The 19,212-nt window shown below is 61.7% G+C and carries 16 protein-coding genes and 1 pseudogene; 7 read left to right on the forward strand and 10 right to left on the reverse strand.

Annotated elements, in window-relative coordinates:
- Positions 1-62: 62 nt before the first annotated feature.
- A complete protein-coding gene (locus APH44_RS11980) occupies positions 63-734 on the reverse strand; it encodes a DNA-3-methyladenine glycosylase I (RefSeq protein WP_054892908.1) in 672 nt (223 codons plus the stop codon).
- Positions 735-738: 4 nt separating this feature from the next.
- Entirely contained in the window at positions 739-1,563 is an 825-nt protein-coding gene (ttcA, locus tag APH44_RS11985; RefSeq protein ID WP_054892909.1) for a tRNA 2-thiocytidine(32) synthetase TtcA, read from the reverse strand.
- A 251-nt stretch (positions 1,564-1,814) separates the two neighbouring features.
- On the opposite strand from ttcA, the gene APH44_RS11990 reads away from it, so the two are divergent.
- Both APH44_RS11990 and APH44_RS11995 read left to right on the forward strand, forming a co-directional pair.
- Positions 1,815-2,414 (forward strand): Yip1 family protein, encoded by a 600-nt coding sequence (locus APH44_RS11990; RefSeq protein ID WP_054892910.1) that lies wholly within the window; start codon positions 1,815-1,817, stop codon positions 2,412-2,414.
- Between the two features lie 126 nt (positions 2,415-2,540).
- The gene (locus APH44_RS11995) at positions 2,541-3,035 is read left to right on the forward strand and encodes a SprT family zinc-dependent metalloprotease (RefSeq protein ID WP_054892911.1); all 495 of its coding nucleotides are present in this window, start codon (positions 2,541-2,543) and stop codon (positions 3,033-3,035) included.
- Positions 3,036-3,130: 95 nt separating this feature from the next.
- Here APH44_RS11995 and APH44_RS12000 read toward each other — a convergent pair whose 3' ends face one another.
- From APH44_RS12000 to APH44_RS12015, 4 genes are all read right to left on the reverse strand, one after another.
- The gene (locus APH44_RS12000; protein WP_054892912.1) at positions 3,131-4,456 is read right to left on the reverse strand and encodes a dicarboxylate/amino acid:cation symporter; all 1,326 of its coding nucleotides are present in this window, start codon (positions 4,454-4,456) and stop codon (positions 3,131-3,133) included.
- A 383-nt stretch (positions 4,457-4,839) separates the two neighbouring features.
- On the reverse strand, positions 4,840-6,186 hold the full coding sequence (locus APH44_RS12005; protein ID WP_054892913.1) for an ATP-binding protein: 1,347 nt from the start codon (positions 6,184-6,186) through the stop codon (positions 4,840-4,842).
- Entirely contained in the window at positions 6,183-6,860 is a 678-nt protein-coding gene (locus APH44_RS12010; protein ID WP_054892914.1) for a response regulator, read from the reverse strand. The genes APH44_RS12005 and APH44_RS12010 overlap by 4 nt, the downstream gene beginning before the upstream one ends.
- A 108-nt stretch (positions 6,861-6,968) precedes the next feature.
- Positions 6,969-7,574 carry an outer membrane protein gene (locus APH44_RS12015; protein WP_054892915.1) on the reverse strand — a complete coding sequence of 202 codons (606 nt, stop codon included), beginning with the start codon at positions 7,572-7,574 and terminating at the stop codon, positions 6,969-6,971.
- A 136-nt stretch (positions 7,575-7,710) separates the two neighbouring features.
- On the opposite strand from APH44_RS12015, the gene APH44_RS12020 reads away from it, so the two are divergent.
- Positions 7,711-8,502, forward strand: a complete 792-nt coding sequence (locus tag APH44_RS12020; protein ID WP_054892916.1) for a dienelactone hydrolase family protein — start codon at positions 7,711-7,713, stop codon at positions 8,500-8,502.
- An 83-nt stretch (positions 8,503-8,585) separates the two neighbouring features.
- Positions 8,586-9,287, forward strand: coding sequence for a 4'-phosphopantetheinyl transferase (locus tag APH44_RS12025; RefSeq protein WP_054892917.1), 702 nt, complete (start codon positions 8,586-8,588; stop codon positions 9,285-9,287).
- A 3-nt stretch (positions 9,288-9,290) separates the two neighbouring features.
- On the opposite strand, the gene APH44_RS12030 is transcribed toward APH44_RS12025, so the two are convergent.
- Together APH44_RS12030 and APH44_RS12035 are read right to left on the reverse strand one after the other, a co-directional pair.
- The gene (locus APH44_RS12030; RefSeq protein ID WP_054892918.1) at positions 9,291-10,895 is read right to left on the reverse strand and encodes an ATP-binding protein; all 1,605 of its coding nucleotides are present in this window, start codon (positions 10,893-10,895) and stop codon (positions 9,291-9,293) included.
- Positions 10,892-11,593, reverse strand: coding sequence for a response regulator transcription factor (locus APH44_RS12035; RefSeq protein ID WP_054892919.1), 702 nt, complete (start codon positions 11,591-11,593; stop codon positions 10,892-10,894). Before APH44_RS12035 ends, APH44_RS12030 begins: the two co-directional genes overlap by 4 nt.
- Positions 11,594-12,297: 704 nt before the next feature.
- Between APH44_RS12035 and APH44_RS12040 the strand changes: the two genes are divergently transcribed.
- The 3 genes and pseudogenes from APH44_RS12040 to APH44_RS30370 all read left to right on the forward strand — a co-directional run.
- A complete protein-coding gene (locus APH44_RS12040; protein WP_054892920.1) occupies positions 12,298-15,177 on the forward strand; it encodes a ribonucleoside-diphosphate reductase subunit alpha in 2,880 nt (959 codons plus the stop codon).
- A 236-nt stretch (positions 15,178-15,413) separates the two neighbouring features.
- Entirely contained in the window at positions 15,414-16,664 is a 1,251-nt protein-coding gene (locus tag APH44_RS12045) for a ribonucleotide-diphosphate reductase subunit beta (protein WP_054892954.1), read from the forward strand.
- Between the two features lie 301 nt (positions 16,665-16,965).
- Positions 16,966-17,252, forward strand: a pseudogene (locus APH44_RS30370) (transposase); the annotation flags it as partial.
- A 39-nt stretch (positions 17,253-17,291) separates the two neighbouring features.
- Here APH44_RS30370 and APH44_RS12055 read toward each other — a convergent pair.
- A complete protein-coding gene (locus APH44_RS12055) occupies positions 17,292-17,747 on the reverse strand; it encodes a 6,7-dimethyl-8-ribityllumazine synthase (protein ID WP_054892922.1) in 456 nt (151 codons plus the stop codon).
- A gap of 95 nt (positions 17,748-17,842) precedes the next feature.
- Positions 17,843-19,036 carry an MFS transporter gene (locus APH44_RS12060; protein ID WP_054892923.1) on the reverse strand — a complete coding sequence of 398 codons (1,194 nt, stop codon included), beginning with the start codon at positions 19,034-19,036 and terminating at the stop codon, positions 17,843-17,845.
- Positions 19,037-19,212: the final 176 nt, after the last annotated feature.

Below are 19,212 nucleotides of genomic sequence, written 5' to 3' on the forward strand. Positions count from 1 at the left end.
GCGGGCAAGTCGCAGCGGCGAACCGCCGCTGCGACTTGCCCGCGAATCAGGCGCCGCAGGACTCAATGATTGACGGTATGCGCCAGCATCACCGACAACTGGCACAGCGGCCGGCCACTCTCTTCATGCCACTGGTTGAACGCCTGCTGCACCAGCGCCAGGTCGCGCTGGCTGGTGGGCTGCTTGTCGATCACCTTCTGTGCGATCAAGGCTGCTGCCATGTCCTCGGTGGGGATGAAGGTATCCTTGCCGACCATGCGCAGGAAGCGCGGCGCCGACAGGCCACCGAGCTGGTTGCCATGCTTGGCCAGGTACTTCCACAAGCCGACGATATCGGTCTCGGGCCAGTCGGCGATGAAGGCGCCGAAACTGCCCTTCTCCTTCGTCACGTCGAGGATCATCTGCGCATTGCGCGGCACGCTCTTGAGCTTGCCCAGGTGGCGGATGATGCGCTCGTCCTGCATCAGGCGCTCCAGATGCTCTGCGCCCATCAGTACAACCTTCTCCGGGTCGAAACCGAAGAACACCTGTTCGAACGCTGGCCACTTGGCGTCCACCAGGCTGTGCTTGAGCCCGGCGCGGAACACGCGCAGGGCCAGGGTCGACAGGTAGCGATCGTCAGTGATGTCGCGCAACTGCGCCGGCGTGCGCGGTTGCGGCAGGAACGCTTCGAGCGCCTTGGCCGAGCCGAAGCGATTGATGCAGTACTCATGCAGCCACTGATAGTCGCGCATGAGGTCAGATGTTCAGCACGTCGAGGAAGCGCGGGGTGGCGCTCTCGTCGATCTTCAGGCTGGTGAAGTCGAACAGGTCGCGGTCGGCCAGCTGCGAGGGCGCGACGTTCTGCAGGGCGCGGAAGATGCTCTCGGTACGGCCCGGGTGCTTGCGCTCCCACTCCACCAGCATGTCCTTGACCACCTGGCGCTGCAGGTTCTCCTGCGAACCGCACAGGTTGCACGGGATGATCGGGAATTCCTTCATGTCCGAGTAAGCCTGGATATCCTTCTCGCTGCAGTAGGCCAGCGGACGGATAACCACGTTGCGGCCATCGTCGGCGCGCAGCTTGGGCGGCATGCCCTTGAGCGCGCCGTTGAAGAACATGTTGAGGAAGAAGGTCTCGACGATGTCGTCGCGGTGGTGGCCCAGCGCCATCTTGGTCGCACCGATCTCGTCGGCGAAGGTGTACAGCGTGCCACGGCGCAGGCGAGAACACAGCGAGCAGGTGGTCTTGCCTTCGGGGATCAGTTCCTTGACCACCGAGTAAGTGTCCTTCTCGACGATGTGGTACTCGACGCCGAGGGTCTTGAGGTAGGCCGGCAGCACATGCTCGGGGAAGCCTGGCTGCTTCTGGTCCATGTTCACCGCGACGATCTGGAACGAAATCGGCGCCACCTTCTGCAGGTGCAGCAGAACATCGAGCATGGTGTAGCTGTCCTTGCCGCCGGACAGGCAGACCATGACCTTGTCGCCATCCTCGATCATGTTGTAGTCGGTGATGGCTTCGCCGGCGAGACGACGCAGGCGTTTTTGCAGTTTGTTCTGGTTGACCGAGAGGGTGCCCATAGCGCTTGGATCCGCGAGGTGTGACAAAAGCCGGCTATTTTACGCACAAACCGAGCACAGGCGTAGGCCATTCCGATAAAGAATCAACAGCGCCGCCGACAGCGCGATTTGCTCTAAAAAGCCGGGTTTGTGCCGGGTTCTGCTTCCTATACTGCGACATAAGGCCATATTACCGCTTGATCGGTTGCCTGGCCTCGGCCACAGGCGCTCCGCTTGGGGGGCGTTTGGCGACGACGATAGGAGTGACCGGCATGATCCATCACGTTCTGGGGCTGTTTACCCATCCCGACCAGGAATGGCGGGAGATTCGCGGTGAAGAAGAAAGCATCAGCCACATGTACCTGACCCACACCCTGATCCTGGCAGCGATTCCGGCGGTGTCCGCCTTTATCGGCACCACCCAGGTCGGCTGGGTGATCGGTGATCGACCACCGGTGATGCTGACCATGGAAAGCGCGCTGTGGATGAGCGTCATGTCCTACCTGGCGATGCTTGCCGGGGTGGCGGTGATGGGGGCCTTCATCCACTGGATGGCGCGCACCTACGATGCCAACCCCTCGATGGCACAGTGCATCGCCTTTGCCACCTACACCGCCACCCCACTGTTCCTTGGCGGCCTGGCGGCGCTCTATCCACACCTGTGGCTGGGCATGCTGCTGGGCACAGCGGCCATCTGCTACACGGTCTACCTGCTGTATGTCGGGCTACCGACCTTCATGAACATCCCCACCGACGAAGGCTTCCTGTTCTCCAGCTCCGTGCTGGCGGTGGGCCTGGTGGTGCTGGTGGCGATCATGGCCGCCACCGTGATCATCTGGGGGCTTGGCGTGGGGCCGGTCTACACCAATTAGAAACACCAACACTGGGGCGTCGGCCAGAGGCCGCCGTTTTGGCGGCCTCTGGCTTCGTGCTGACCGGCGGCTCGGCAAGCGTGCAGGGCTTGCGGCATAATGGCGCGTCAGGAGAATCATCCCGCCATGCCCGAGCTACTCAAGCAACGCGTCGAAACCTGTTACCAGCAAGCCGAAACCTTCTTCAAACGCCCCTTCCCGCGCCCGGAAGTCAGCTTCAAGCTGCGCGGCCAGAAGGCCGGTGTCGCTCATCTGCACGAGAACCTGCTGCGCTTCAACCTGCAGCTGTACCGCGAGAACCAGGATGACTTCCTGCGCCAGACCGTGGCCCATGAAGTCGCCCACCTGATCGCCCATCAACTGTTCGGTGACCGCATCCAGGCCCATGGCGAGGAGTGGCAACTGATCATGCGCGGGGTCTACGAACTGCCGCCCAACCGCTGCCACAACTATGAGGTGCAGCGCCGCGTGGCAACCCGCTACATCTACCGCTGCCCCTGCGCAGACAGCGACTTTGCGTTCAGCGCCCAGCGGCACAAGCTGGTACGCCAAGGGCGACGCTATCTGTGCCGGCGCTGCCGGGAGATCCTGGTGTACAGCGGCGAGACACGCGTCGAATGACCCAATGCATTCGCGGGCCTGTCTGATCACCGCAAAAACCGAGCATTAAAAAAGGCGACCCGAAGGTCGCCTTTCTCATATCGCTACAACCGCTATCAGCGAGTAGCCGGGCCTTCAGCAACGCCCAGGTCGTCGGTCGGACGGGTTTCAACCAGCGGTGCACCACCGGAAGCCAGTTCCGATTGCAGCTTGTCGGTGTCCAGCTCCTTCACCCACTTGGCCACGACCACGGTGGCAACGGCGTTGCCGATCAGGTTGGTCAGGGCGCGGGCTTCGGACATGAAGCGGTCGATACCCAGGATCAGCGCCAGGCCGGCAACCGGCAGGTGGCCAACGGCGGACAGGGTGGCGGCCAGGACGATGAAGCCCGAACCGGTAACGCCAGCAGCACCTTTGGACGCAACCAGCAGCACCAGCAGCAGGGTGATCTGGTGAGTGATGTCCATGGTGGTGTCGGTGGCCTGGGCGATGAACACCGCAGCCATGGTCAGGTAGATCGAGGTGCCGTCCAGGTTGAACGAGTAGCCGGTCGGGATCACCAGGCCGACGACGGATTTCTTCGCGCCCAGGCGCTCCATCTTGGTCAGCATGCGTGGCAGGGCCGATTCCGAGGAGGAAGTACCCAGTACGATCAGCAGTTCTTCACGGATGTAGCGGATCAGCTTGAGGACGCTGAAGCCGTGGGCGCGGCAGATACCGCCGAGGACGATCAGGATGAACGCCAGGCAGGTGATGTAGAAGCAGGCCATCAGGTAGCCCAGCTGCACCAGCGAACCCACGCCGTACTGGCCGATGGTGAAGGCCATGGCACCGAAGGCACCGACCGGCGCCAGCTTCATGATCATGTTGATGATGTTGAACATGACATGGGCGAAGCGGTCGATCAGCTCGAGCACTGGCTTGCCGTAGCTGCCCAGGCGGTGCAGGGCGAAGCCGAACAGCACCGAGAACATCAGCACCTGGAGGATGTCGCCGTTGGCGAAGGCGCCGACCACGGTGTTAGGGATGACGTTGAGCAGGAAGCCGACGGTGGTCTGCTGTGCACCGGCGGCGGCGTAGGCTGCGACGCTGCTGGCGTTCAGGGTGCTGACGTCGACGTGCATGCCAGCGCCAGGCTGAACCACGTTGACGACGACCAGACCGATGATCAGGGCGATGGTGGAGACGATCTCGAAGTACAGGAGTGCATAGCCGCCGGTCTTGCCGACCGACTTCATGCTCTGCATGCCGGCGATGCCGCTGACCACAGTACAGAAGATGATCGGGGCGATGACCATCTTGATCAGTTTGACGAAGCCGTCACCCAGGGGTTTGAGGGCGACACCGGTTTCGGGGTAGTAGTGGCCGAGCAGAATGCCGATGGTGATTGCAACGATCACCTGGACATACAGGGACTTGTACAGCGGCTGACGTTTCGTCATGGCTTAATTATCCTCAAGTGTGCCGTTTCACCCTTCCCAGGGCGAGGCACCTAAAGCGCGAACCCTCCTGCACCTGGAGGGATTTGTCGTTGTGTTCGAGCTGCCTGAGCAGGCCTCTGCCAGATCTTTAGCAAGGGTGATGCCAAAATGCCCGAATCAGGTGCAAGGCCCGTGTTTTCGGGAAATTTCTGCCCAAGGACAGGGCGAATCGACAGGGATGGATTGGCGGATTTCCGCCCGGTGGCGAGATTCGTACAAGGACGATGGCGGGAATCCGCCCGATGCGGGCATACGCTTGGGGCTTCGCGGGCAAGCCCCCAGGGGTTGGATTCATCAGCTATCCAGGAGGGGGCTTGCCCGCGATGAGGCCCCCGCCCGCAAGATCACTCCAGGTTGAACACGATCCTGAATGCCGCCCCGCCCAGGGGCGAATCATCCAGCGTAAGCCGGGCATCGAAGCTGTCGATGATGTCCTTGACCACCGCAAGCCCGATCCCCTGCCCCGGATGTTGCCTGTCCAGGCGCTCGCCGCGCTGCAGAATACGCATGCGCTGGCCGGGCGGCACACCGGGGCCGTCATCTTCGACACACAAGACCTGCTGCCCAGGCAACTGCTCCAGGCTTACCCGCACCTGCCCCAGGCACAAGCGATAGGCGTTCTCCAGCAAGTTGCCGAGCAATTCGAGCAGGGCGCCCTCCTCGATCGGCACCCATGCCTGTTCGGGAATGCTCAAGGTCACGGTGACACGCTTGTCGCGATAGACCTTGTCCAGCGTGTTGCACAGGCTTTCGAGCACCGGCGCAAGGCGCACCTTGTGCCGCACCAGGCCACTCTTGCGCAGGCTGGCACGTTGCAGCTGGTAGTCGATCTGCTGGCTCATGCGCTCGATCTGGCTTTGCAGCACCCGCGCCTGCTCGCGCTCGTCGCTGCGCTGGCCCATGCTTTCGCCAACCCCCTGCAGTACCGCCAGCGGAGTCTTGAGGCTATGCGCCAGGTCATCCAGCGAGTCGCGATAACGCTGACGTTGCTCGCGCTCGCTGTGCAGCAGGCGGTTCAACGAGCCGGTCAGGCGCAGCAGCTCGCGTGGGTGCTCACGGCTCAGCCCTTCACGGGCGCCACTTTCCACCTCGTCCAGCTCTCGGCTCAGGCGACGCAACGATCGCAGCCCCCAGGTCAGGCCGGCCCAGAGCAGCACCATCAACGCCAGCAAGGCCGCACCAAAGCCCAGGTAGAGCTTCTCGCGCAGGCCATCGAGGGTGTGCTGATACTCGCGCACAGGTTGCAGCGCGACGATGCTGAACGCCGCACTCTTGCCGCCGAGCAGCTTGACCTCGACGTCATAGACGAAGAACTCGTCGCCGTCGTCCTGGCGGATCCGCGCGAATTCGTTGCCGCGACCGTCATAGCGGGGTTGATAGTTGATGTGCTTGTCGGCGGTGGCGCGTGAACGCCAGACCAGCCGGCCCTCGCGGTCGAAGATGTAGCCAAGCAGGCCCATGTTGGGCAGGTTGTAGCGCTCGTCGGGCAGTAGCTCGGGCATCTGCAGATGCCCATGCTCGATGCGCGCCGCCGAGATCATGGTGGTGACATCCGAGGCCAGGCGCTGCTCGATCGACTCCTGCAGGGCCAGGCTGAAGGCCTTCTGCAGCGCCGGCAGCAGCGCCAGCATGAACAGCAGGGCCAGCAGCGCTGCGGCCAGCATCAGGCGCAGGCGCAGCGAGCGGATCATCGGCAGCGCTCGGTGAACAGGTAGCCCAGGCCGCGCACGGTGTCGATGGGTTTGAAGCCGTTGTCGCCCTCGAGCTTGCGGCGCAGGCGGCCGACCAATACTTCGATGACGTTGGGATCGCGCTCCTCGTCGTCCGGGTAGAGCTGTTCCATCAGACGGTCCTTGGCCACCACCTGCTGGTGATGGCGCATGAGGTATTCGAGAATCCGGTATTCATAGGCGGTGAGCGCCAGCGGCTGCTCGTCCAGCGTTGCCTGCTTGCGATTGAGGTCAAGCACCAGCGGGCCTGCAGCGATAGTGGACTGGGTAAAGCCGCTGGAACGACGCAGCAACGCGTTCAGGCGCGCCTCCAGCTCTTCGAACTGGAAAGGCTTGACCACATAGTCGTCGGCACCGGCGGCCAGGCCTTCGACCTTGTCCTGCCAGTTGCCGCGGGCGGTGAGAATCAGGATGGGAAAGGTCTTGTCCTGGCTGCGCAACTGGCGGATCAGGTCCAGCCCGCTCATGCCTGGCAAGCCCAGGTCGATCACGGCGAGGTCATGGTTGTACTGCTCGGCCTGGTAAAGCGCCTCTTCGGCATCGCCCACCGCCTGCACCACATGCCCGGTCTCGCCAAGACGCGTATACAGGTGATGGCGCAGTAGCGCCTCGTCCTCGACCACCAGCAATTTCATGCCGCATCTCCTTTGTCTAAATCTCCCGAATCGCCGAGCGATCAGGGCCGGCACAGCATAACAGCGAACCGGCACGGGAAACCCCTGCCGGTTCGATGAGCCTCGACCTTAGAACTTGTAGCTGGCGGCGAGGTAGGTCTGGGCGCTGCTCTTCAGGCGCAGGGTGCCATCCTTCGGGCCACCGTGCGAAGACAGTTCGGTGGCGGCATTGCTGGTCAGGTAACGGTAGCCCAGTTCCACCGAGGTATTGTCGGTGACCTGTTGCAGAACACCGGCCTGCAGGCCGACTGCGTAGCCATAGTCGGTGTCGCGGCTATAACCGGAGGAAGTCTGGGTCAGCTTGGTGACGCCAACGCTGCCACCGCCGAACAGCTTGGTGGTGTCGGTGATCGGCAGGAACACATCGTAGCTGCCAAGCAGATTTTCCTGACGCAGCTTGACGCCGCTGTGATCGCCGGAAACGTTGTCGTAGGTCAGGTAGTAACGGCCTTGATCATTGATCTGGCCGACACGCAGGCCCCAGGTGCTGTCCTTGCCGATGATGCCGTCAGCGTTGAAGTTGTCGGTGTTGCGTTGCAGCAGGCCGGACTTGCGGACCTTGTCGCTGGTCTGGCCGTAGGTCAGGCTGGCGAAGGTGTCGTCGGCCTGGGCGGTGGCGGTAACGCCAGCTGCGCAAACAGCCATGGCAACCATCAGGGTGTTGAGTGCTTTCATGCTTTGTTACTCCAGTAGGTGCGCTGTTTCGGTCTGGGGGCTAGAGTAAGCAGGGCGCCCTGAACCGCTCCTGAACCCCGGCTGAACCTTGGCTGAACGAACCCGATACGGCTGCATCTTTCCTGGAGACCCCCTCATGCGTTCACTGCTTGCCCTGGCCCTGATGTGCAGCGCCGCCTTCGCCCAGGCGGCGGTACAGACCCGCGAGATCCGCTACCAGGACGCCGACGGCACTGCGCTGATCGGCTACTACGCCTACGACGACGCCATCGAGGGCAAGCGCCCCGGTGTGGTCGTGGTGCATGAATGGTGGGGGCTGAACGACTACGCCAAACGCCGCGCCCGCGACCTCGCGGCGCTGGGCTACAACGCGCTGGCCATCGACATGTATGGCGACGGCAAGCACACCGAGCACCCGCAGGACGCCCAGGCGTTCATGGCGGCAGCGCTCAAGGATCCAGCAGCAGCGGCGCGACGCTTCGACGCCGGGCTGGAGCTGCTCAAGCTGCAACCCAACACCAACAAGCACCAGCTGGGCGCCGTCGGCTACTGCTTCGGCGGCAAGGTAGTGCTCGACGCTGCACGCCGGGGCGAGAAGCTCGATGGCGTAGTGAGTTTCCACGGCGCGCTGGTCACCCAGACACCGGCCAAACCGGGCGTGGTCAGGGCGAAGATCCTGGTCGAGCATGGCGAGGCCGACAGCATGGTCACGGCCGAACAGGTCGAAGCCTTCAAGAAAGAAATGAAGGATGCCGGGGCAGACATGCAGTTCGTTGGCATTCCCGGGGCCAAGCATGGCTTTACCAACCCGGATGCGGACCGCTTGAGTCATGGCGCGCATGGCGGGCCGGACATCGGCTATGACAAGGCGGCAGATGAAAGCTCCTGGAAGGACATGCAGGCGTTCTTCAAGCAGGCGTTCAAGTAGGGGCCCAAGCCCCTACGAGTTCTTTGCGCATCTGGAGGAGCGGGCTTGCCCGCGAAAGGGCCGGAACTGGCACAATACCGCCCATGGACAGACTCCCCACCTGCTGCACCCCACTCCAGCACCACTGGCCCCTGCCCCAGCCCCTCCCCGGCGCGGTGCTGGTCAGTTGCGCCTTCGATCCCAAGCGCCTGGCCGCGGACGACTTCCAGCGCGCGGGCATTGCTCAGAGCCCCAGCCTGCAGCGCTCGGTGGCCAAGCGCCAGGCCGAGTACCTGGCCGGCCGGGTCTGTGCCCGCGCGGCGCTGCAACGTCTGGATGGCCGCGACTATGTTCCGGACAGCCACGAAGACCGCTCACCGGTCTGGCCCGTCGGCATCCGAGGTTCGATCACCCATGGCCAGGGCTGGGCCGCTGCCGTGGTCGCCCATGAAGGCGCCTGCCAGGGCATCGGCCTGGACCAGGAAAGCCTGCTCGACGACGAGCGCGCCGAGCGCCTGGCGGGTGAGATCCTCACCGCCGACGAGTTGCAGCGCCTGGACCGTTCAAGGATCGGCCTCGGTGTGACCCTGACCTTCTCGCTCAAGGAAAGCCTGTTCAAGGCCCTCTACCCCCTGACCCTCAAGCGCTTCTACTTCGAACACGCCGAAGTGCTCGAGTGGGACGCCATGGGCCACGCACGCCTGCGCCTGCTCACCGACCTGTCGAGCGAGTGGCACCACGGCCGCGAACTGGATGGCCAGTTCTGCCTGCAGGACGGCCACCTGCTCAGCCTGATCAGCGCCTGAGCCTCACCCCGGCGCCTGCTGTCGTGGCCAGTTCAGGCTGAAGCAGGCGCCACCCAGCGCCTCGCTGCGCCCCACCTGCGCCCGTCCACCGTGCCAATAGATGATCCGCCGCACGATCGACAGGCCCAGGCCATGCCCTCCCGAGGCACGGGTACGGCTGTCATCCAGGCGCGTGAAGGGCGTGAAGATGCGGTCCCAGACGCCTTCGGGAATCCCCGGACCGTCGTCCTCGACCTCGATGCGGCAACGTTGCTGGCCGAGCTGAAAGCTCAGGCGCACCTCGGACTCGGCGTGGCGCATGGCATTGCTCACCAGGTTCTGCAGCGCCCGATGCAGGTAGCGCGGTTCGGCCTCGACCCAGGCCAACTGGTCTTCGCCCAGCTGACACGCCCCGCGAGTCACCCGCACATCCGCGCGTAGCGGCGCCAGTTCATCGATCACCCGATCCAGCAGGCTGTCCAGGTCGACGCGCTGGAACTTCAGGGCCGGCGCGCCCTGCTCAAGGCGCGCGTAGGTCAGCATCTCGTCGACCAGTCGGTCCAGGTCCTGGATATCGCTGTCCATGCCCGCCAGGTGTTTGCTCCGCGCCTGCTCGGTGCTGGCGCTCTCGATCATCTCCAGGCCGAAGCGCAGGCGCGCCACCGGCGTGCGCAATTCGTGGGACACCGCCCGCACCAGCTCACGCTGCATGCTCAGCGAACGCTGCAAATGCTCGGCCATGCCATTGAACGCCGCCGCCAGACGCCCGACCGAGTCCGCATCGCCCGCCGGCACGCGGGTTTCCAGGCTGCCCTGGGCGATGCGCGAGGCCGCCATCTCCAACCCCGAGACACGGCGCTCGAGCTGGCGCACCAGCAGGTACACCACCAACCCGATCAGGCACAGGCCGAGAAAGGCGATCAGGATCAACAATTGCGGTGGATAAGGGTTGAGCTGGTACAGCGGGCCGATTTCCAGCACCCATGGCGAACCGGACAAACCGGCGAATACGCGGATCGAGTCACCATCGCGCCCCAGCGCCATCACCGTGTCGCCTTCCTCTACCCGGCGCCGCTGATCGTCGTCCAGCCCTACCCGCTCGATCCGCTGCAGGGCGATGTCGAACCCGAACCCCTTGCTCTGCCTGATCTGTGCCAACCGCTGCTGCTGCTCGGTCACCGGGTAGCGCACCAGTTCGTCAGCCAGCAGATAAAGCGTGGCACGGGCCAACTGCTCGCTGACCTGCTTGACCTGCGCGACCAGCACAACGTCCTCGTGCGCCACCTGGCGCAAGACCTTGGCCGCATGCGGGCCGGTCTTCTCCACCACCACCAGGCCACGCGCCAGGCGGCTGCGCTGCCCGGCATCGAGGGTCTGCATCGACAGCGGTGCCAGGTCCAGCGGCACCCCGAGCAAGCGTTCCCAGATCACCAGCGACCGCTTGCGCTCCACCTCGTTCTGCATCGCCAGGTTGTCTGCCATCAGGCTGAAGGTGCCTTGCGCCAGACCCTCGCGGTGCTGGCCTGCGCGCACCTCGTTGACCAGGTGCAGGCTCAGCACGCCAAGCACCGCGACCAGCACCAGCACCGCGAGCATGCCGCCATAGATGCGCAGGAAGATCGAATTCATGGGGTGGCATCGCCGACGAACAGGTAACCCTTGCTGCGCAGGGTCTTGATCAGGCGCGGGTGGATGGGATCGTCACCGATCTTGGGGCGAATCTTGGAGATGCGCACATCGATGGAGCGATCCTGGCCGTCATAGCCCACCCCGCGCAGCGAGGTGGAGATCTGCTCGCGCGACAGCACCCGCCCGGCGTTGCTGGCCAGCAGCCAGAGCAGGTCGAACTCGGCACCGGTCAGATCGATCGGCTGCTCGCCCAGCCAGGCCTCGCGCAGGCGGTTGTCGATGCGCAGCCCTCCAAAGCTCAGATCATGCCCTTTGCCCTGCGGCGCATCGCTGCGACGCAACAGCGCATTGATGCGTGCCAGCAGCAGGCGCGGGCGCACCGGTTTGCAGATATAGTCGTCAGCCCCCAGGTCCAGCCCCTGGATCTGGTCGAGTTCATCGCTGCGCGCGGTGAGCATGAGGATGGGGTTGGGGAACTGCCCGCGCACCCGCCGGCAGATGCTCAGGCCATCCTCTCCGGGGAGCATCAGGTCGAGGATCACCAGATCAGGCTGGCTGTCGATGATGCGCCGCACCGCCCGCCCGCCATCGCCCTCCACGGCCACCTCGAAGCCATTGGCCTGCAGGTATTCGGCTGTGAGTTCGGCCAGGCGCTGGTCATCCTCGACGATCAGGATGCGGTTGTTGGGCTGGTCCATCGCCGGTCACCTCTGTTCATGATTTTTGTTGTCGGTGCGCTACGGTGGGTGCAGGCTTGCCCCACGATGGGGCTGCTGCCGCCCTTCACCAAAGGGCAACATATCCCCCGGATACTACGTCCCGCCCCAGGCACTGCCAACCACGCGAAAAATTCTGTCACAGGCCTGAAACCGGCAAAAACCTCTTGCGACAAGGCCTACAGCGAATACCCACCTTTCACACACAAAGTACTCACAAGTTATCCACAGCGGCGCGCCTTGCAAAGACCCCAATACCGCATTATCTTGTATCCCCATTGCAGCGAACCACTACATGTTGTGGCTTCGCCCCAAATCACAAACACAAGTGCAAGCAGAAACTCAAGCGATTTTTCTGCCGGAACTTACGGTGATTTCAGCAGCCAAACCGCTCCTGCGGAGGCGCGACCGAGGCAAGCCCGCCAGGGCCTTGTTCGGGTATGGGTGTTGCAGGCATCGCCTGGCACCCGACAGCAACAGTTTTTGGGCGTGACCCAGAATCTTTGACTTCGGCCAGGGAGCGGCAAGTGATTGCCCCTTATTCCTGAGTCTGTCCCGAAGTCGGTAAGCCCGAGCGGGCGGATGCACGTGCGCGTGGCATCCCCCGCCTGGGCCGGTCGAACTGATGGATGGAACGGTGGGCGCCCACAAGGCGCCTGAACAATATAGAAACTGTGGAGACACCCATGCAAACCGACACAACTCGCGAGAACCCGCAGGCCAAGGCGCCGCAGGCCGCTGATTCGAACCAGGATCTGGCTGCGACCGCTCCGGGCCAACTGCGTGTGATCAAGCGCAACGGCACTGTCGTCCCCTACACCGACGACAAGATCACCGTTGCCATCACCAAGGCGTTCCTTGCAGTTGAAGGTGGCACCGCCGCCGCCTCGTCGCGCATCCACGATACCGTCGCGCGCCTGACCGAGCAGGTCACTGCCACGTTCAAGCGCCGCATGCCATCGGGTGGCACCATCCACATCGAAGAAATCCAGGACCAGGTCGAACTGGCCCTGATGCGCGCCGGCGAGCAGAAAGTCGCCCGTGACTACGTGATCTACCGCGACCAGCGCGCAAAAGAGCGCGCCACCCGCGCCCACACCGACGCCGTGGTCGAGCCGCACCCAAGCATCCGCATCACCCTGGCCGACGGCAGCCTGGCGCCGCTGGACATGGCGCGCCTGAACACCATCATCAGCGAAGCCTGCGAAGGCCTGGCCGAAGTCGATGGCGACCTGATCCAGCGCGACACCCTGAAGAACCTCTACGACGGCGTGGCCATCAAGGACGTCAACACCGCCCTGGTGATGACCGCCCGTACCCTGGTCGAGCGCGAGCCGAACTACTCGTTCGTCACCGCCCGCCTGCTGATGGACACCCTGCGCGCCGAAGGCCTGGGCTTCCTGGGCGTGGCCGACAGCGCCACCCACCACGAAATGGCCGAGCTGTACGCCAAGGCCCTGCCGGCCTACGTCGAGAAAGGCGTCGAGTTCGAGCTGCTCGACCCCGCACTGAAGGGCTACGACCTGGAGCGCCTGGGCAAGGCCATCAATCACGAGCGTGACCAGCAGTTCACCTACCTGGGCCTGCAGACCCTCTACGACCGCTACTTCATCCACAAGGATGGCGTGCGCTTCGAGCTGCCGCAGGTGTTCTTCATGCGCGTCGCCATGGGCCTGGCGCTGCAGGAGAAAGACCGCGAAGCCCGTGCGATCGAGTTCTACAACCTGTTGTCGTCGTTCGACTACATGGCCTCGACCCCGACCCTGTTCAACGCCGGCACCCTGCGTCCGCAGTTGTCCAGCTGCTACCTGACCACCGTTCCGGACGACCTGTCGGGCATCTACAAGGCCATCCACGACAACGCCATGCTGTCCAAATTCGCTGGCGGCCTGGGCAACGACTGGACCCCGGTACGCGCCCTGGGCTCGTACATCAAGGGCACCAACGGCAAGTCGCAAGGCGTCGTGCCGTTCCTGAAAGTGGTCAACGACACCGCCGTTGCGGTCAACCAGGGCGGCAAGCGCAAGGGCGCGGTCTGCGCCTACCTGGAAACCTGGCACCTGGACATCGAGGAATTCCTCGAGCTGCGCAAGAACACCGGTGACGACCGTCGCCGTACCCACGACATGAACACCGCCAACTGGATCCCGGACCTGTTCATGAAGCGCGTCTTCGACGACGGCAAGTGGACCCTGTTCTCGCCAAGCGAAGTTCCTGATCTGCACGACCTGACCGGCAAGGCCTTCGAAGAGCGCTACGAGTACTACGAAGCCCTGACCGAGTACAACAAGATCAAGGTGTTCAAGACCATCCAGGCCAAAGACCTGTGGCGCAAGATGCTGTCGATGCTGTTCGAGACCGGCCACCCATGGCTGACCTTCAAGGACCCGTGCAACCTGCGTTCGCCGCAGCAGCACGTGGGCGTGGTCCACAGCTCGAACCTGTGCACCGAGATTACCCTGAACACCAACGCCGATGAAATCGCCGTGTGCAACCTGGGTTCGATCAACCTGCCGAACCACATCGTCGATGGCAAGCTGGACACCGCGAAACTGGCGCGTACCGTCAAGACCGCCGTGCGCATGCTCGACAACGTGATCGACATCAACTACTACTCGGTGCCGCAGGCACAGAACTCGAACTTCAAGCACCGCCCGGTCGGCCTGGGGATCATGGGCTTCCAGGACGCGCTGTACCTGCAGCACATCCCGTACGGCTCGGACGCTGCCGTCGAGTTCGCCGACAAGTCGATGGAAGCGGTCAGCTACTACGCCATCCAGGCCTCGTGCGACCTGGCCGATGAGCGCGGCTCCTACGAGACCTTCCAGGGTTCGCTGTGGTCCAAGGGCATCCTGCCGCTGGACTCGCAACAGATCCTGATCGAGGCCCGTGGCGCCAAGTACATCGACGTCAACCTGGAAGAGTCGCTGGACTGGGCTCCGGTCCGCGAGCGCGTACAGAAAGGCATCCGCAACTCGAACATCATGGCCATCGCGCCGACCGCAACCATCGCCAACATCACCGGCGTGTCGCAGTCGATCGAGCCGACGTACCAGAACCTGTACGTCAAATCGAACCTGTCGGGCGAGTTCACCGTGATCAACCCGTACCTGGTCCGCGACCTGAAGGCCCGTGGCCTGTGGGACTCGGTCATGATCAACGACCTGAAGTACTACGACGGTTCGGTGCAGCAGATCGAGCGTATCCCGCAAGAGCTGAAGGACCTGTACGCCACCGCGTTCGAAGTCGACACCAAGTGGATCGTCGATGCCGCCTCGCGTCGCCAGAAGTGGATCGACCAGGCCCAGTCGCTGAACCTGTACATCGCCGGCGCTTCGGGCAAGAAGCTGGACGTCACCTACCGCATGGCCTGGTACCGTGGTCTGAAGACCACCTACTACCTCCGTGCCCTGGCCGCGACCAGCACCGAGAAGTCGACCATCAACACCGGCAAGCTCAACGCCGTTTCCAGCGGCGGCGACAGCGCCCCGGTCCAGGCCGCAGGCCCAGCCCCGGTACCGAAGGCCTGCGCCATCGACGAGCCGGATTGCGAAGCCTGCCAGTAAGGCTTGGCTGAGGCTTCCCCCGGGAAGCCTCAACTTTCTGTGCCACGGCACAGCACCCTGCAGGAGCGGGCTTGCCCGCGAAGAGGCCACCACCTCTCCTGCAGACAGACATAAAAAGCCGCCGCCCAGTGCAGCGGCCAGCCCTTAAAGGGCGCTTCCGATTTGCGTGCACCGCACCGCAACCAAGATCCACCGGCCATACTCCATAGATGGCCCTCAAGCAGGAGAACCTCACCATGCTGAGCTGGGACGAATTCGATAAGGAAGACGGCGAAGTCGCCGCCAAAGGCAACACCCCTGCGCAGGCCAATGCCAGCGCCACCCTCGACAAGCTCGACAGCGCCGGCGGTGCCGCCGCCCTGGAAGCCCGCGCCGCCACCGCGACCGACTCCGACGCGGTCAAGCGCGCCAAGGCTGCCCTCGACGCCCTCGACGTCGCCGAAGGCCTGGCCGAGCTCGAAGGCTCCTCGGCCCGCGTCGCGGTCGACGAGAAGCGCATGATCAACTGCCGCGCCGACCTCAACCAGCTCGTGCCTTTCAAGTACGACTGGGCCTGGCAGAAGTACCTCGACGGCTGCGCCAACCACTGGATGCCGCAAGAGGTCAACATGACCGCCGACATCGCCCTGTGGAAGAGCATGGACGGCCTGACCGAAGACGAGCGCCGCATCGTGATGCGCAACCTCGGCTTCTTCTCCACCGCCGACTCGCTGGTTGCCAACAACCTGGCCCTGGCCGTGTACCGCCTGATCACCAACCCCGAGTGCCGCCAGTACATCCTGCGCCAGGCCTTCGAAGAGGCGATCCACACCCACGCCTACCAGTACTGCATCGAGTCGCTGGGCATGGATGAAGGCGAGATCTTCAACATGTACCACGAGATCCCGTCGGTCGCGAAGAAAGCCGCCTGGGGCCTCAAGTACACCCGCGCCATCTCGGATCCGGAGTTCAACACCGGCACCGTCGAAACCGACAAAGAGCTGCTGCGCAACCTGATCGCCTACTACTGCGTACTGGAAGGCATCTTCTTCTACTGCGGCTTCACCCAGATCCTGTCGATGGGCCGCCGCAACAAGATGACCGGCGTCGCCGAGCAGTTCCAGTACATCCTGCGCGACGAGTCGATGCACCTGAACTTCGGTATCGACGTGATCAACCAGATCAAGATCGAGAACCCGCACCTGTGGGATGCGGCGATGAAGGAAGAAGCGACCCAGATGATCCTGCAAGGGACCCAGCTGGAGATCGAATACGCCCGCGACACCATGCCTCGCGGCGTGCTGGGGATGAACGCGGCGATGATGGAGGATTACCTCAAGTTCATCGCCAACCGTCGCCTGACCCAGATTGGTCTGAAAGAAGAGTATCCAGGGACGACCAACCCGTTCCCTTGGATGAGCGAGATCATGGACTTGAAGAAAGAAAAGAACTTCTTCGAGACGCGCGTGATCGAGTATCAGACTGGTGGGGCGTTGAGCTGGGATTGATCGCTTGGTGCGTAGGTTTTCACGCCCGACTGAACTTTTTTCAGATAAGTTGAACCCATCAAGCCTTCAAAACCAAAGCCATCTCAGTGAAAGCTGAGATGGCTTTTCATTCGCACCTCACTAAGCAACACCTGCCGCTCCCATATCGCGAATGTCAATCATCATCGGGTAGGCGCTAGGTTCAGTATGACAGCCTGCATGCGATAGCGATTGCAATACTTCCTGAGCGACCAGACATTGAATCGCCCCTGGTTTCGTAGACACCTCCAAGCCTCATAATGAGGCCCAAATAGGAGGTGCCATGAGTCGTCAGCGTTACCCCGAAGAATTCAAGATCGAAGCGGTCAAGCAAGTGATCGAAAAAGGCAATCCTGTCGCCGATGTCGCCCAGCGCCTGGGCATGTCCGTGCACAGCCTTTACGCCTGGATCAAGGTCTACAGCAAGCCCCAAGAGCAGCGTCAGCAAGACGATGATCAGCAGGCCGAACTGCGCAAGCTACGCGCTGAACTCAAGCGCGTGACGGAAGAGCGAGACATCTTAAAGAAGGCCGCCGCGTACTTTGCCAAGGAGTGCGGCTGAAGTACGCCTCATCAAGAAGCACTCATCAGTACACGACTCCCTAGAAGCTACTCTCGACACATCTTCTTTGGCAGCATGCTCTTCGTAGCTAGAAATTGAATCGCGGCCTGCGCCGCTTCCCGCCCCTTTTCAACAAAATGCGCCGAGAAGATCGAACGGTGATAATCTGAATTCTGATAATGGTGGGGCGTAAGCGAAATCGAAAACACCGGAACGCCAGTCTCAAGCCCGACATGCATTAAGCCGCCGACCACAGCCTGGGCTACAAATTCATGGCGATAAATCCCGCCGTCGACTACTAGAGCGGCTGCAGCAATACCTCTATATAGTCCACTAAGAGCAAGCTCCTTAGCCACTATAGGCAGCTCGAAAGCGCCAGGCACTTCAAATACATCTACATTTTCTGCAGGAATAACTTCACAGAAGCCGCTCAATGCTTGGCTGACAATATCTGCATGCCAATTGGCTTTGATGAAAGCAAAACGATCAGGTGCCAAGCTCATCAAGTAATCTCTCTCGTATTTTTGTGCGCGCAATTACAAAACTGATTGGCGCAGGGAAAGATTAATCACACTCCCTGCGCCAGGTTTGGTGTTTATTAGCTTACAAATCGAGATCTTCCCGCCATCACAGCGAAGAACATTTGAACACAACCAGCTATGGCCAGTGAGATGAGCGGAGCTTTCCAGCTACCACTGATATCATGCATCCATCCTGCCAAGAGAGGACCAACTGCCCCCAATCCGTAGCCAACGCACTGCCCCATACCAGAAAGCGCACTTGCCTGATGGTGATCACGCGCACGCAGGCTGAACAATGTCAGGCAGGTAACCATAGACATGCCTGCACCAATCCCAGCTATCAGCAGCCACACTACGGCCAAGGCAGGCTTCAACAACAGCCCAGCCACACCAATTACAATTGCCAAGGAACATGAAAAACCCAACAACTTTTGGTCTTTCATCTGCTTGATCAGAAACGATGTTGAAAGGTTCGCCGCAACAGCGATAGCTTGATACGCAAAGAGGTAAGCTCCCGCCTCGGTGGAGTCAATACCCACACCTTTTACCATTTCCGGGAACCAGTCGATAACAGTGTAAAAAACCATAGTGTGCAGCGCCATGAACATGGATACCTGCCAAGCGACACCGCTTCGCCAAATAGATGGTTTTTTTTGAGCGTCAGCATGCTTATTGGCGTAGTGCTCATTCTTTAACTGCGGCCACCAAACAACCGCTGCCAGAAATGCAACCACAAACCAAATACCTAGCGATAGCTTCCATTTATATTGGGTGAGAGCAGAGAGAGGAGCAGCCAAGCCACTGGATAATGCTGCAATAACAGCCATAGTAGCAGCATAAAGCCCTACGCAGAGAGCAACGTGCGATGGGAAGTCACGTTTAATCAATGGCACCACAAGTACATTCCCTACTGCGATGCCACAGCTGATCAATATGGTTCCGCCCCAAAGGCCGAAATAAAAACCACTTGAGCGCAGCAGGCAGCCAACGGTAACCGCGACAAGACCACCAAAAAGTGCTCTTTCAAAGCTTATGTATTTGGTCAGCCATGATGCCATCGGAGAAGCACATGCAAAAATCAACAATGGCAATGCGTTCAATAGCCCAAGTGCGCTAGGGGTTAGTAAAAAGAACTGCTGGAGTTCGGAAAGTACCGGTCCCAAGGCAGTAATAGGCGCACGCAGATTAGCTGCGATCAATAAGATCCCACACAGTAGGGCGGAGGTGATTACTGAATTATGGGCTCGAATGGCCCCTGTAGAAGACGTCATTTTTACCACGCATAGACGAGGGGCGGATTAACCCCAAGATTGCGTTGGTTGACGTTAACGCTTACGCAGAGCGCCTCATGGCGCAATGTCTGGCGGCAGGGTAGCAAAAGTCGCTATTCAGGACAAGCGAGTGCGTGCGTTTCTACCTATCCGGCTGTATTGCAAAGCTTTCAGTT

Origin of the sequence: Pseudomonas sp. NBRC 111143 (assembly GCF_001320965.1) — a bacterium.
Taxonomy (GTDB): Bacteria; Pseudomonadota; Gammaproteobacteria; order Pseudomonadales; family Pseudomonadaceae; genus Aquipseudomonas; species Aquipseudomonas machongensis.